This is a genomic window from Paraburkholderia tropica (genome assembly GCF_900109265.1).
GTDB lineage: Bacteria > Pseudomonadota > Gammaproteobacteria > Burkholderiales > Burkholderiaceae > Paraburkholderia > Paraburkholderia tropica.
This window is the reverse complement of the sequence record NZ_FNZM01000002.1, coordinates 409,641-424,206: the sequence shown is the minus strand read 5'-3', so window position 1 is coordinate 424,206 and position 14,566 is coordinate 409,641. Positions and strand designations below refer to the sequence as shown.

Here is a 14,566-nt window from a genome sequence, read left to right as displayed (position 1 = left end):
TGCGTTTCCCTCGCTGATCCGTGGACTCAGGCCCGCGCCATCGCACGCACCGCACGCACGCTCTTGAGGATTTCCTCGGCGGTCGCGGGCGCGTTCATCGGCGGATTGAAGCGGTAATCGGCCACGCTCGCCACGGCGTCGCGAATCGCGAAGAACACCGAGAACGGCAGCAGCAGCGGCGGCTCGCCCACGGCCTTCGAGCGGTGAATGCTGTCCTCCGCGTTGCGGTTCTTGAAGAGCTTCACGCTGAACTCGGGCGGCGTGTCGTTCACGGTCGGGATCTTGTACGTGGACGGCGCGTGCGTCATGAGCTTGCCGTCCGGCTTCCACCAGAGTTCCTCGGTCGTGAGCCAGCCCATGCCCTGAATGAAGCCGCCTTCCACTTGCCCCACGTCGAGCGCGGGATTCAGCGAATCGCCCACGTCGTGCAGCGCATCGGCGCGCAGCACGCGCATTTCGCCCGTGAGCGTGTCGATCACGACTTCGGACACGGCCGCGCCATACGAGTAGTAATAGAACGGTCGGCCGCGCAGCGTCGCCTGATCCCAGTAGAGCTTGGGCGTGGCGTAGAAACCGTCGGACCACAATTGCACGCGCGCGAGATAGGCCTTCTGCACCAGCGTGCCGAACGGCACCACTTCGTCGCCGACGATCGCGCAGTCGTTCGCGAACCGCACGTCCGCCGCGTTCACCGCGCCCTTGCCCCAGGTGGTAGCCGCGAGCGCCGCAAGCCGCTCGCGCAGTTGACGCGCGGCGTCCTGCGCGGCCTTGCCGTTCAGATCGCTGCCGGTCGAGGCCGCCGTGGCGGACGTATTCGCGACTTTGCTCGTGTCGGTGGCCGTCACGCGCACGCGGCCGAACTCGATGCCGAGTTCGTGCGCGACGACCTGCGCGACCTTGGTGTTCAGCCCCTGGCCCATTTCCGTGCCGCCGTGGTTCACGAGCACCGAGCCGTCGGTGTAGATGTGCACCAGCGCACCCGCCTGGTTGAAGTGCGTGACGTTGAACGCGATGCCGAACTTCACCGGCGTGATCGCGATGCCCTTTTTCAGCACCTCGTTGTTCGCGTTGAACGCGCGAACCGCCGCGCGGCGCGCGCGATAGCCGCTCGTTTGCGCCAGCTCGTCGATCAGTTCGTGAATCACGTTGTCTTCGATGGTCTGGCCGTACGGCGTTTCGTTGTTCTCCGTCTTGCCGTAGAGATTGCGCTTGCGGACGTCGAGCGGATCGAGGTCGAGCGAGCGCGCGATGTCGTCCATGATGTACTCGATCGCAAACGCGCCCTGCGGGCCGCCGAAGCCGCGGAACGCGGTGTTCGACTGCGTGTTGGTCTTGCCGCAGAAGCCCGAAATCGACACATCGGGCAGCCAGTAGGCGTTGTCGAAGTGGCAGACGGCGCGCGTCATCACCGGGCCGGAGAGGTCCGCCGAAAAGCCGCAGCGCGAGGTCATGTCCACGCTCACGCCTTCGATGGTGCCGTGATCGTCGTAACCCACTTCGTACGTGTAGTGGAAGTCGTGACGCTTGCCGGTCACCATCATGTCGTCGTCGCGATCGGGGCGCAACTTCACGGGGCACAGCAGCTTCCACGCCGCGAGCGCCGCGCAGCACGCGAACAGGCCCGACTGCGATTCCTTGCCGCCGAAGCCGCCGCCCATGCGCCGGCATTCCACCAGCACGTTGTGCGATTGCACGCCCAGCACATGCGCGACAAGGTGCTGCATTTCGCTCGGATGCTGCGTCGAGCACCAGACGTGCATGCCGTCGTCGTCCTTCGGCACGGCGTAGGCGATCTGCCCTTCCAGATAGAACTGCTCCTGCCCGCCCAGCAGCATCTCGCCTTCATGACGATGCGCGGCCCGCGCCGCGCGCGTGGACGCGTCGCCGCGCGCGAGCTTCATCGGCGGCAACACGTATTGCTGCGCGGCGCGCGCCTGCTGCGCCGTGAGGATCGGCGGCAGTTCCTCATAGTCGATTTCGGCGCGGCGCGCGGCGAGACGCGCCGTATCGTGCGACGTCGCCACCACGACGAACATCGGCTGGCCGACGTATTGCACGACGCCGTCCGCGAGCACCGGATCGTCGTGGATGATCGGGCCGCAATCGTTCACGCCCGGAATGTCCTCGGCGGTGAGCACGGCGACAACGCCGGGCGTCGCGCGCACCTTGGCGAGATTCATCGCGACGATGCGCGCATGCGCTTTCTGCGAGAGACCGAGCGCCGCGTGCAGCGTGCCCGCGACGACCGGAATGTCGTCGGTGTAGGTGGCGCGCCCGCTCACGTGCAGATGCGCCGATTCGTGCGGCCGCGAGACGTGGACCTGCGCGAACGGCTCGCGCGCTTTCGCTTCTTCCAGGAACGGTTCGGCTTGCTGGTTCATGATGTCGTTCTCCGTATGTTGTTTCGCTTTTTCCCGTTTCCTGTCCGGTCAAACCGCGCTGCTTTCGATGCTGTCCGCGTTATCCGCACTTTCCGCCGCCACCGCGCGCACGTTCAGCGCCTGCGGCGCGAGCGGATTGTGCGGACGCGTTTCCAGCCAGAAGCGATACAAGGTGTTCTTCGCCGATTCGAGCCGATACTCGCTCGTCGCGCGCATGTCCGAGAGCGGCGCGTAGTCGTTGCCGAGCGCGATCATCGCGGCCTGCACGGTGGCTTCGTGCCACTGCGCATCGGCGAGCACGGCTTCGGCGTGGCTCGCGCGCTTCGGTGTGGCCGCCATGCCGCCGAACGCGATGCGCGGCTCGCGGATCGTCTCGCCATGCTCGCCATCGGCGAGATACGAAAACGCGGCGCACACGGCCGAGATATCGGAGTCGAAACGCTTCGAGACCTTGTAGGTGCGGAATTTCAGATTCGCGCGCGCGCCGCTGCGCGTGGGCACCTTGAGCGCGAGCACGAATTCGTGTTCGGCCATGTCCTTCTTCTGGTACGCGAGATAGAGGTCTTCGAGCGCCAGCTCGCGCTCGACTTCGCCGCCGCGCAGCACCACGCGCGCGCCCAGTGCGATCAGGCCCGGCATCGAGTCGCCGATCGGCGAGCCGTTCGCCACGTTGCCGCCGAGCGTGCCCGCATTGCGGATCGGCAGCGAGGCGAAACGCAGCCACATTTCTTCGAGTTCGGGATAGTGCTTCACGAGTTCGGCATAGGCGCGCTCGACCGTCACGCCCGCGCCGATGCGTATCCATTGCTCGTCCACGTCGATCGCGCGCATCGCCTCGACCTGCCCCACGTAGACGATGTCGCCGAGATCGCGCATCTGCTTCGTGACCCACAGGCCGATATCGGTGCTGCCCGCGAGAATGCGCGTGTTCGGGCGCGCGGCCTTGATCGCGGCGAGCGCCTCGACCGTGCGCGGCGCGTCGAACTGCTGGCCGCGATGCTCGTAGTGGAAGGTCTCGGCGCGCTCGATCGTCGCGAGCGAGGCCGCGATCGCCTTCACGTCGACGGGCGCCTTGGGCGCGTCGAGCTTGAACATCTGCTCGGCGGCGTCGAGGATCGGCCGATAACCCGTGCAGCGGCACAGATTGCCCGTGAGCGCATTGGCGATCTCGTCGCGCGACGGCACGCTGCACGACGCCTTGCCCGCGCAGCCTTGCGCCGCTTGCTCGTGGCTGTGCTCGTGGCTGTGTTCATGGCCGTGCTTCTCGTAGAGCGACCACATCGACATGACGAAACCGGGCGTGCAGAAGCCGCACTGCGAGCCGTGGCAATCGACCATCGCCTGCTGCACGGGATGCAGCGAGCCGTCGGGCTGGCGCAGGTCTTCGACCGTGAAGAGCGCCTTGCCGTCGAGCGTCGGCAGGAACTGGATGCAGGCGTTGACGGCCTTGAAGCTGACGCCGCCCTCGGCGGTGCGCTCGCCCACGACGACCGTGCACGCGCCGCAATCGCCTTCGGCGCAGCCTTCCTTGGTGCCGGTGCAGCGCGCGTCTTCGCGCAGGTATTGAAGGACGGTGCGGGTCACGCCCGCGTCGCTGACTTCGCGGATCGCGTTGCGGTGATAAAAGCGGATCGGCTGATTCATGGTTTCTGGCTCGTCGTTGTATGCGTGTGCGCGGCAAGCGTCTGCGGCTCGCCACGCAACAGTGGACGATTTGAAAGCTATCACCACCAATATTGCGATCCCATAGGCGCAAGTGCATGGGGGATATATCGTTGAGACGATAAATCGCGCTCGCACGCGCATGGCGGGCTTATGTCGCGACGTCCTGATTGCGTTATTTCTCTCACGTTTCACGCAAACAGGACACCGAAATCTCCGCGTCGATGCCTCATCCCGGCGCTCGCGCCCCGTTTTTTCCGCGATGACACGGCCTGGCGGCGTCCGGGCTCGCCAAATTGCGCCAACATCGCGCAACCTCGCCCATTTCCGCCTGCGCAGATGACAGAACGTTTAAGCAGCGAAACACGCGCAAAAGGTGTTGTTCCGCTCACCGAAACGTTTTTTCAACGTCTGCATAAGAACCGGTTCCATGGGACAATCACGCCTTTCCCGCCGTTTTCCATCCGCGTTTTCCCCATGTCCGCTGATTTGGCGCCCCCGCGCTCCGCCGCATCGACGACCCTGCAGATCATTCCGGTCGTCTTTTTCACCTTCCTCTGCTACCTGACGATCGGCATTCCGCTTGCCGTGCTGCCGGGCTACGTGCACAACGACCTCGGTTTCAGCACCGTGGTGGCGGGCGCGGCGATCAGCGTGCAATACATCGCGACGCTCTGCTCGCGCGCCCTCGCCGGCCGCTCGGCGGACACGCTCGGCCCGAAGAAAACCGTGTCGATCGGCCTGATGATCTGCGGCGCGAGCGGCGTGCTGCTGCTGCTCGGCACGCTCGTCGATCACTGGCCCGGCCTCTCGCTGACGCTGCTGGTCGTGAGCCGCCTGCTGCTCGGCTGCGGCGAAAGCCTGTGCGGCACGGGCGCGATCCTCTGGGGCATCGGCCGCGTGGGCACCTCGCACAACGCCAAGGTGATTTCGTGGAACGGCATCGCCACCTATGGCGCGCTCGCGCTGGGCGCGCCGCTCGGCGTGGAGATGGTGCATTTCGTCGGCTACTGGACGCTCGGCGTCTCCGTGATCGCGCTGGCCGCGCTCGGCTTCTGGCTCGCGCGCCCGATCGCGCCGGTGCCGGTCGTGCACGGCGAGCGCATGTCGTACCGCAGCGTGTTCACGCGCGTGCTGCCGCACGGCATTGGCCTCGCGCTCGGCTCGGCGGGTTTCGGCTCGATCGCCACTTTCATCACGCTGTTCTACGCGGCGCGCCACTGGGACAACGCCGCGTTCTCGCTGACGCTGTTCGGCCTGATGTTCATCGGCGCGCGCCTGCTGTTCGCCAACACCATCAAGACCTTCGGCGGCTTCCGCGTGGCCATCGCCTCGTTCTCGTGCGAGTGCGCCGGTCTTTTGCTGCTGTGGCTCGCGCCGACGCCGCATTTCGCGCTCGCGGGCGCGGCGCTCACGGGCTTCGGCTTCGCGCTCGTGTTTCCGGCGCTGGGCGTCGAGGCGGTGGGCCTCGTGCCGGCGGCGAGCCGCGGCGCGGCGCTCTCGGCGTACTCGGTGTTCCTCGATCTGTCGCTCGGCATCACCGGCCCGCTCGCGGGCTATGTGGCGAATCTGTTCGGCTATGGCTCGGTGTATCTGTTCGCGGCGATTGCGTCGGCGGCGGCCGTGGCGCTGTCGGTCTCGCTGCATCGCAAGAGCGTGAAGGCGGCCGCCGAAGCGAAAGCCGCCGCGAGCGCCACACAACGCGCCGACTGAGTTTTCGTCAGACTCGCGGCTTCACCGCACCCAATAGAAAAACCGCCCGCAACGCGCTTCGCGCTGCGGGCGGTTTTTTTCATCGCAGCCGATATCGATGCCTTACTTCTTCTGCACCGTATCGGTCGCGAGCTTCTTGCCCGTCGCCTCGTTGTAGCGCTGCACGTATTCCTCGGTGAGCTTGCGCACCGCGCGGCCGATCTTGCGGTAATCCGACTCGTTGAGGTTCGCGAGCGACACGCGGCCCGACGGATGCGGCGTGCCGAAGCCCTTGCCCGGCAGCAGCACGACGCGCGCTTCGCTCGCGAGACGGAACAGCAGCTCGTTGGGCTGGACCTGCTTGAGCAGCCACTCGACGAAGTCGCGCCCGAACAGCTTCTCGCCCAGATATTCCATGTCGAGAATCGTGTAGTAATCGACCTGGTTCGGATCGCTCTCGTCGTAGGCGATGCCCATCTCTTCGAACAGCGCGCGCTTGCGGCTGCGGATCACGCGCTTGAGCGCGTTCTTGTACGCGTCGGGCGTATCCATCAGCGAGAACAGCGAGAACAGGACCATCTGCACCTGCTGCGGCGTCGACAGACCGGCCGTGTGATTGAGCGCGACGGTGCGGCTGTCGGCCACCAGACGGTCGATGAACTTGAGCTTGTCCGGCTCCGTCGTGATCGACTCGTAGCGCTTGTGCAGGATCTTCTTTTCGTCCTTCGGCAGCTTCGCGAGCGTGGCGTCGAGCACGTTGTCGCGATGCGTCGCGATCGCGCCCAGACGCCAGCCGGTCGCGCCGAAATACTTCGAATACGAGTACACGAGAATCGTGTTCTTCGGCGCGAGCGCGAACAGCGAAACGAAGTTGTCGGCGAAGGTGCCGTACACGTCGTCGGTCAGCAGGATCAGGTCCGGACGTTCCTTGATGATCTCGGCGATGTATTCGAGGCTTTCGTCATCGATCTTCACCGACGGCGGATTGCTCGGATTCACGAGGAAGAACGCCTTGACCTTCGGATCGCGCAGCTTGTCGAGTTCCTTCTTCGAGTACTGCCAGTGGTTCTCGACGGTCGCATTCAGATGCACGACGTTGAGCTGATAGTCGTTGAGTTCGGGAATCTCGATGTACGGCGTGAAGATCGGCATGCCGAGCGCGATGGTGTCGCCCGCCTTGATCAGGAAGTTCTCGCGCATCGTGTTGAAGATGTACGTCATGGCCGCCGTGCCGCCTTCCACCGCGAACACGTCGAACTCGCCCACGAACGGATGCTTGCCGATCATCTCGCGGCGCAGATACTGCCCGACGATGATCTCCGAGAGCTTGAGCATGCGGTCGGGCACCGGATAGTTACAGGCCAGAATGCCTTCGCACATTTCGTAGAGGAAATCGCCCGCGGAAAGACCGAGCTGGTCGCGCACATACGACACCGCGCCGCCAATGAAGTCGATGCCCGGTTCGCCGTGCTTTTCGTGCAGGAACTGGTCGAAGCGCTCGACGATGCCGGCGCGCTGCGGGAAGCCGCCCACGCCTTCGGGCATGTACGAGAACGAGCGCTCCGATTCGCGCATCGCGAAGAGACCGAGCTGCCAGAAGCCGTGGCGCGGAATGGTGGCGAGGAAGTTGGGGTTGCCGCGACCCGCGTTGAGCATCGAGAAGTTGGCCGGACGTTCGGCCGCGCCGCCGCCGGCCGCCTTGATCAGTTCGTCCTTGAGCTCGAACGGGCTCAGTGCGTCGAGACCCGCCTTTTCCTTCGTATCGTTGCCTTTACCTTTTGCCATGGTGCTCTCCATTGGAAGACGTGATGCGCGCCGCTTCGTTCGTCATGCTCACCGTGCGCGGTGAACGTCGTCGTTGCGTGGAACGCGGCGCGCGTTTCGACAGATCATCGAGGACGGGCCTGCGCTCCTCGCGCGGCCCGCTTTGGCTTCATGTCATGCGAGACCGACCACGAGCGGCCCGAGCAGCGTGAGCAGCACATTGGCGATCGCGTAGGTGATGGCGAACGGCACGGTCGGCACGGCGCTCTCGGCCTTGTCGAGAATGCCGCCGAACGCCGGGTTCGCACTGCGCGAGCCGGACAGCGCGCCCGCGAGAATCGCCGCGTTGTTGTACTTCAGCACGTAGCGGCCAAACAGCATGGTGAGAATCAGCGGCACGATGGTCACCACCACGCCGAGCAGGAAGATCGTGATGCCGCTCTGCTTGACCGTCACCACCGCCTGGAGGCCGGAGTTCAGACCCACCACGGCGACGAACGCCGCGAGCCCGAAGTCCTTGAGCAGTTGCGAGGCCGCGGGCGGCATCACGCCGTACATCGGATGCTTGCCGCGCATCCAGCCGAACAGCAGACCCGCGAGCAGGCAGCCGCCGCCCGAGCCGAGCGTGAGCGGAATGCCCGCCACGTTCACCACGATCAGGCCGATCAGCAAGCCGAGCACGAGGCCGACGCCCATGTAGATGAAGTCGGTCTTGTTGCTGTACGCAAGCTCGTAGCCGGCTTCCTGCACGGCGCGTTTGGTGTCGGTGGCCGTGCCGTAGATCGTGATGACGTCGCCGTGTTCGAGCTGCGTCTGCGGCAGCACCGGCACGGGCTGACCCGCACGCTCGATCTTCTCGATGTAGACGCCGTGGCGCATGTCGCGATCGACGTTCTTGCGCACGTCGGCGATCGTCGTGTGATTCATGCCCTTCTTCGTGAAGACGAGCTGGCGCGTCTGCATCACAAGGCTCATGCCGCCCGAGTCCGGCACTTCCGGCCCGATCAGCGCGCCCACTTCGACCATCTGCTCGCGGCGGCCGACCACGAGCACCACGTCGTCGCGGCTCAGCACGAAATCGGGCGTCGAATCGAGCACCTTGCCCGCGCGCCGGATCTTCTCGATCGCGATGAAATCCTTCTCCGCCGCTTCGAGCTGCTTGACCGTCTGGCCCGCGCCCGCGTCCACGCGGAACACGCGGCCGAACAGTTCGGGCAGCGCCGTGATCTGGCCCGGCCCGCTCGCCGCCGAGCCGCCCGCCATTTCGCGTTCGGCGTCCATCGACGCGTCCTTGAGGCTGCGGCCCATGAACTTCGGCAGGATGTTCACGCAGACGATGATCGCGCCGAGCGAACCGAACACATAGGTCACGGCATAGCCGATCGCCACGTCGGCCTGCATCGCTTTCACCTGATCGGCCGGCAGACCCAGACGCGCGATGGCGTCGCCGGCCGTGCCGATGATCGCCGATTGCGTCATGCCGCCCGCCGCGAGACCGGCGGCGAGACCCTTGTTGAGGTGAAAGAGCTTCGCGCAGATGACCACCGTGACGAGGCCCGCGACGGCCATGAACACGGCCATGGCGATCTCACGCAGCGTCTTGCGGTTGAGCGAGTTGAAAAAGCCCGGCCCGGAGTCGTAACCCACGGCGTAGATGAACACCGCGAACATCACCGACTTCACGCCGTTGTCGATGGTCACGCCCGCCTGACTGATGACCACGGCCGCGAGCAGCGACCCGCCCACGCCGCCTAACTGGAACTTGCCGAAATTGATCTGGCCGATCCAGTAACCCACGGCCAGCGAGAGGAACAGAGCGATTTCCGGAGATTTGTGAAAGATGTCATGTAGCCATTCCATCGTGCCCTCGCTTGGAAAGTGTGACAGCCTGATGCCGATGAAACCCGACGCTTGAGCCGCCGCGCGGGTCAGCCGAACTTCGCCGCGAGCCCGACCACCACGGGCCCCATCAACGGCAACAGGATGTTCGACAACGCATAGGTGATCGTGTAACCGATCACGGGAGTGGAATTGCCGGTGACGCCCACGAGCGCACTGATCGCCGGCGTGCTGCACTGCTGCCCTGCAATCGCGCCGAGCAGCATCGGCGCTTCGAGCTTGAGAAACATGCGCCCGATCCAGAGTGAGAGGAGGCCCGGTATCAGCACCATCAGGATGCCGGCGAGCGGCAGCGCGAGGCCGTACTCGCGCACGAGCTTGATGGCGTCCGGACCGGCGGACAGACCCACGGCGGCGATGAAGGTCGCGAGGCCGAAGTCCTTGAGCACCTGGGCGGCCGCCGAAGGCAGCGAGCCGACCACGGGAAAGTGCGAGCGCGCCCAGCCGAACAGCAGGCCCGAGAGCAGACAGCCGCCGCCGGTGCCGAGCACCAGAGAGACGCCGCCCACCTTCAGCCCGAAGCGGCCGATCAGCATGCCGACAAGCACGCCGAGCCCGAGATAGACGAAGTCGGTCTTGGTGGTCTGCTGGATCACGTAGCCGAGTCGCTGCGCGCCGCGTTTGACGTCGCTGGGCGCGCCGAGCAGCGTAAGCACGTCGCCGCGCCGCACCACCGTGCCGGGCAGCGCGGGCACCGTGGTGTCGAGCCGCGTGATCGCGCTCACGTAGATGCCGCGGCCCGCTTGCGCCGAGGCGCGTTCGCGCATCTGCGCGAGCGTGAGGCCGTCGGCGTCGCGGCGCGTGAGCATCACGTCCACCCGCTGCGCGAGCAGCTTCGTGAAGCCTTCGCCCGAGACTTCCTCGCCGAGACTGGCGGACGCATCGACCATGCTTTCGCGGCGCCCCGCAATGAAGACAACGTCGCCGCTCTGCAGCACAAGCTGACCGTCCGCGTCGATCTGGCGCTGTTCGCGCAGCACGCGCTCGACCGTGATGTTGTTGCCGAAACGCGCCTCGAACTGGGCGACCTGGATGCCGGCGGCGGGACCGGCCCTGAACGCGCGGCCCACCAGCGGCGGCAGCGCGAGACGCTGACCTTCGTCGAGCACGCCGTCGCCGCCGAGCTTGCGAAAGAGACGCGCGGCCTCGTCGCGCAGATTCACGCGCAGGATCAGCGGCGCGACCTGGCTCGTGAACAGCACGATGGTGATCAGACCGAACAGGTAACTCACGCTATACGCGGTCACGATGTGCGCCTGCAACGTGCCCACCGCCTCGGGGCTGATGCCGAGCCGCGCAATCGCCTCTGAAGCCGTGCCGATCACCGCCGACTCGGTCGCCGCGCCCGCCAGCAGGCCCGCGGCGGTGCCCGCGTCGAGCTTCATCAGGACGACTGCAATCATGACGAGCGTCATCACCGAGACGATCTCGACGATCGAAAGCAGCCCGTAACGCCAGCCCTTGCCGATGTTGGCGAAGAACTGCGGGCCGCCCGTGAAGCCGAGCGCGAAGATGAACAGCGCGAAGGCGATGTTCTTGAGATCGGGCGCGATACGCGCGCCCGTCTGACCGAGCAAAAGCGCCACGATCAGCGTGCCGCACACGCCGCCAAGCGAAATGGGCCCGAATCGAATCGAACCAATCAGATAACCGAGTGCGAGACTCGTAAACAGGGCAATCTCGGGTTGCGACTTCAGCAATTCGACGATCATGTCTGGTCTGCCGATTTACGTTCTTTTTGCCCAAACGCGCATAAAAAGACATGCCCATGGCATGTACGCATCTATTTCCGGGCGCATCGCATATTTGCGCGACACGCAATAAATCCGGAAAACCGCTTTTATTCGCTATTTATGTAAAGGCTGTGAACCAGCATAAAAATCATCGGCTGCAACGCATTGACAACAAACGTTTTTCGCCAGGAAATCTCCGCAATCGGCCCAGACATCGATTCCTCGCAAGCTTGTACAAGACCCGGAAAACCGCTATCCGCTGGATGAACACCGCTCGATCGTAATTCAAATTCAAATACGACTGCGCGAACGTGCCATATTCCCACCTCATTCAATACCCATGCCAGCCGCGTATTTGAATCTTTTACAACCATGAAATGACACTTCTTTTTGAGATAGATATTGTAATTTCACAGGACTGTCAATATGATTTTCATTCAAAGTCGTAATCGCGAGCTAGCCGCCAGTCCGCTTCATTCGCGCTCGGCTGTTCTGTTCGAGCGCACGCCCCTTAACCGGTAAATGCATTCAGCATGCGAGGCGAATTTCCATGAACCAGATACACGCCATGCGCGTCTTCGTCAGGGTTGCGGAATCACAGAGCTTTCGCCGCGCCGCGCAGCACCTCGACGTTTCGAACGCGCTCGTCACCCGTTCGGTCGCGATGCTCGAAGCGCATCTGCACACGCGGCTCATCAACCGCACCACGCGTAATCTATCGCTCACCGAAGCAGGTCAGCGCTATCTCGAGGGCTGCCGCAGCGTGCTGGAGGAACTCGATCACCTCGAACATACGCTCGCGCATACCGAGCGGGAGCCGAGCGGCACGCTGCGCGTGGTAGCCGCCGGCGCGCTGTCGCTCGCCACGCTCACGCCGCTGATCGACGGCTACCGGCGGCGTTATCCGCGCGTGCATGTGCGCCTCACGCTCGCCGAGCGGCCCGTGGACCTGGCGGAGGACGGCTTCGACGTGGGCATCGTGGCCGCGTCGACGGAAAGTGGCGACGGCAACGGCGAACTCGTCGAGCGCTCGCTCGGCACCACTTCGTTCGTGCCCTGCGCATCGCCCGCGTGGCTCGCGGAGCACGGCGAGCCGGGCACGCCCGACGCGCTCGCGCAGCACGCGGCCGTGACGCTGCCGCCCGAGGAGCGCAGCGCGACGTGGCGCTTCGCGAAGGCCGGCGAACGCGCGCAGCCGGTCACGCTCCAGCCCGCTTACGCGGTCAACAACATGCTGATGGTGCGGCTCGCGGCGCTCGCGGGCATGGGCGTGGCGATCGTGCCCGCGCCGCTCGTCGCCGACGATTTCGCCGCCGGCACGCTCAGGCGCCTGCTGCCCGACTACGAGATCGACGCGCCCGAGGCACGCATGTCGATCGTGTATCCGAGCCGCCAGTATTTGCCCGCCAAGACGCGGCGCTTCGTCGATCACGCGGTCGAGCATTTCGAGCACGCGCACGACGGCGCGCTGGTGAACCGGTCGGCGTCGAGCGTGGCGTCGTCGGCTTCGACTTCGGCAGGCGGCTCCGCGTGGCGGCCGATGAACGGCGCGCCCGGCAGCAGCGCCGTGTTGCAGGCGATGAACGAACGCTGAGGCACGTAAGGAAGCACGTAAGGCAGCACGTAAGAAGCGCTGCACCGCCGGCGCGGGCAGCGCCATCGCGGCTCAACCCGGCGGCGTGCCGTATTCCGCCGGCTCGCTTTCCAGACCCGCGGCGCCGCACAACTCGCGCAGCAGCGCCGCCTCGCGCTCGTGCACCTCGACCGGCAGCCACTGCGCGCCGGCCCACGCCAGATAGCGCGCGCGATGCTGGCCGTTGCGGAACGCCACCACGCCCACATGCGCGATGCCGAGCCAGCCTGCAATCCCCGCCGCGCGGCGCTTCGAGATCGTCACGTAGGGCATCTGCGGCACGCGTTTGTTTTCCGGATCGAGAAATTCGCGGATCCCGCGCACCTTGCCGACATGCCAGTCGTCGACGGGCTTGAGCACGTAGTCGGTGTCGTCACGGTCGGCGCACAGCAGCAGCTTGTGCAGATCGACGACCACCACTTCGTGGCGCGTGCCGTCGGTCGTGAAGACGCGTTTGAAGCGCACATGATCGTAGCCGGGGTGATCGGGCAAGGACACGATCCAGTGCGTTCCGCACGCGGATTGCAGCGGTTTCGACAGCGTTGAAGGATTCGGTGGCAGCGCGCCGGGCGTGGGCAGTGACGTCGGGGACATGCGGGTGATGCGCCTCTCGCGGGGAGGAAAAACGGCCTAAGCTACGAGGGATTCGTGACGGTTTCGTGACCTATGCGGCGTGGATGCGCACGCCCCGCGCACGCGAGGAAAAGCCCGATGAGCCAAGGTGAAAAAGGCAACGACAGAAGCGACGAGCAACGCGACGACGCAGCGCCACGCGAAAGCACGCCGGACCACGCGATAACGGAGACGTTCGGCGACGCCGTGCGCATCGAAGCCCGCGCCCAGGTCGCGACGATCGTGCTCGATCGCCCCGCGCAGCGCAACGCGATCGACCGACCGACCGCCGATGCGCTCGCCGCCGCATTCGCGCGCGTCGAGGCGCATCCGCACTGGCGCGCGGCCGTGCTGTTCGGCGCGGGCGGCACCTTTTGCGCGGGCGCCGACCTCGGCGCGCTCAACGACGACACGCGGCGCAACGCCCTGCGCGAAGACGGCGGCGGCCCCGGTCCGCTCGGCCCGACGCGCATGCGGCTCGCCAAGCCTTGCATCGCTGCCGTGACGGGCTACGCCGTCGCGGGCGGGCTCGAACTCGCGCTGCTCTGCGATCTGCGCATCGTCGAGGAAGACGCCGTGCTCGGCGTGTTCTGCCGCCGCGTGGGCGTGCCGCTGATCGACGGCGGCACGGTGCGTCTGCCGCGCCTGATCGGCCTGTCGCGCGCGCTCGATCTGATCCTCACGGGGCGCGCCGTCCACGCGCGCGAGGCGCTCGACTTCGGTCTTGCGAATCGCGTCGTCGGCAAAGGATGCGCGCGCGCCGAAGCCGAAGCGCTCGCAGCCACGCTCGCCGCGTTCCCGCAAGCGGCGCTGCTCGCGGATCGCCGCTCGGCCTGGGACAACAGCGCACTCGACGACTTCGCCGAAGCATTGCGCCGCGAAGGCGCCGGCGGCTATCGCGCCGCGCTCGACGAAGGGCTGCCGATGGCCGCGCGTTTCGCGCAAGGCGCGGGACGCCACGGCGAACCGCTTTGAGCGCGCGAAAACCTCGCCACACTTGATTCTTGAAGGCCCTTGTTCAAGGCGCTAAATTGAATCTGTCAGTCGCCACGATGCACCGCCCGCGCCGTCCGCCACACTGCATCGGCCCGCTTTTTTCCGGGCAATCCTCAGACGAGACGCCGACGCGAACAACAACCCCGCACGCGCATCAGGTGTGTTTTCGTGGAAGAACACACGAAAAGCGTGCC

10 protein-coding genes are annotated in these 14,566 nt (G+C 65.6%); 3 read left to right on the top strand and 7 right to left on the bottom strand.

The genetic code is table 11. The features are described from left to right. Nucleotides 1-26: 26 nt before the first annotated feature. Both xdhB and xdhA read right to left on the bottom strand, forming a co-directional pair. Nucleotides 27-2,381 carry a xanthine dehydrogenase molybdopterin binding subunit gene (xdhB, locus tag BMY06_RS04225; RefSeq protein ID WP_074981644.1) on the bottom strand — a complete coding sequence of 785 codons (2,355 nt, stop codon included), beginning with the start codon at nt 2,379-2,381 and terminating at the stop codon, nt 27-29. A gap of 48 nt (nt 2,382-2,429) precedes the next feature. After that, a complete protein-coding gene (xdhA, locus tag BMY06_RS04220; protein WP_074981642.1) occupies nt 2,430-4,025 on the bottom strand; it encodes a xanthine dehydrogenase small subunit in 1,596 nt (531 codons plus the stop codon). Between the two features lie 495 nt (nt 4,026-4,520). Here xdhA and BMY06_RS04215 point away from each other — a divergent pair, with 495 nt between their 5' ends. Beyond that, the gene (locus BMY06_RS04215) at nt 4,521-5,756 is read left to right on the top strand and encodes an MFS transporter (protein WP_074981640.1); all 1,236 of its coding nucleotides are present in this window, start codon (nt 4,521-4,523) and stop codon (nt 5,754-5,756) included. A 102-nt stretch (nt 5,757-5,858) separates the two neighbouring features. Here BMY06_RS04215 and BMY06_RS04210 read toward each other — a convergent pair whose 3' ends face one another. From BMY06_RS04210 to BMY06_RS38435, 4 genes are all read right to left on the bottom strand, one after another. Then, nucleotides 5,859-7,520 (bottom strand): bifunctional aspartate transaminase/aspartate 4-decarboxylase, encoded by a 1,662-nt coding sequence (locus tag BMY06_RS04210; protein ID WP_065057362.1) that lies wholly within the window; start codon nt 7,518-7,520, stop codon nt 5,859-5,861. Between the two features lie 153 nt (nt 7,521-7,673). Further along, nucleotides 7,674-9,359 carry an aspartate-alanine antiporter gene (gene aspT, locus BMY06_RS04205; RefSeq protein WP_065057205.1) on the bottom strand — a complete coding sequence of 562 codons (1,686 nt, stop codon included), beginning with the start codon at nt 9,357-9,359 and terminating at the stop codon, nt 7,674-7,676. A gap of 68 nt (nt 9,360-9,427) precedes the next feature. Continuing rightward, nucleotides 9,428-11,110 carry an aspartate-alanine antiporter gene (gene aspT / locus BMY06_RS04200; protein WP_065057204.1) on the bottom strand — a complete coding sequence of 561 codons (1,683 nt, stop codon included), beginning with the start codon at nt 11,108-11,110 and terminating at the stop codon, nt 9,428-9,430. Nucleotides 11,111-11,238: 128 nt separating this feature from the next. Next, complete coding sequence (locus BMY06_RS38435) at nt 11,239-11,505, bottom strand: hypothetical protein (protein WP_124263308.1); 267 nt, start codon at nt 11,503-11,505, stop codon at nt 11,239-11,241. 176 nt (nt 11,506-11,681) lie between these two features. Between BMY06_RS38435 and BMY06_RS04195 the strand changes: the two genes are divergently transcribed. Beyond that, a complete protein-coding gene (locus BMY06_RS04195; protein WP_080180173.1) occupies nt 11,682-12,725 on the top strand; it encodes a LysR family transcriptional regulator in 1,044 nt (347 codons plus the stop codon). 72 nt (nt 12,726-12,797) lie between these two features. On the opposite strand, the gene BMY06_RS04190 is transcribed toward BMY06_RS04195, so the two are convergent. Next, nucleotides 12,798-13,358 (bottom strand): plasmid fertility inhibition factor family protein, encoded by a 561-nt coding sequence (locus tag BMY06_RS04190; protein WP_074981636.1) that lies wholly within the window; start codon nt 13,356-13,358, stop codon nt 12,798-12,800. Between the two features lie 117 nt (nt 13,359-13,475). On the opposite strand from BMY06_RS04190, the gene BMY06_RS04185 reads away from it, so the two are divergent. Beyond that, the gene (locus BMY06_RS04185; RefSeq protein ID WP_080180174.1) at nt 13,476-14,351 is read left to right on the top strand and encodes a crotonase/enoyl-CoA hydratase family protein; all 876 of its coding nucleotides are present in this window, start codon (nt 13,476-13,478) and stop codon (nt 14,349-14,351) included. Nucleotides 14,352-14,566: the final 215 nt, after the last annotated feature.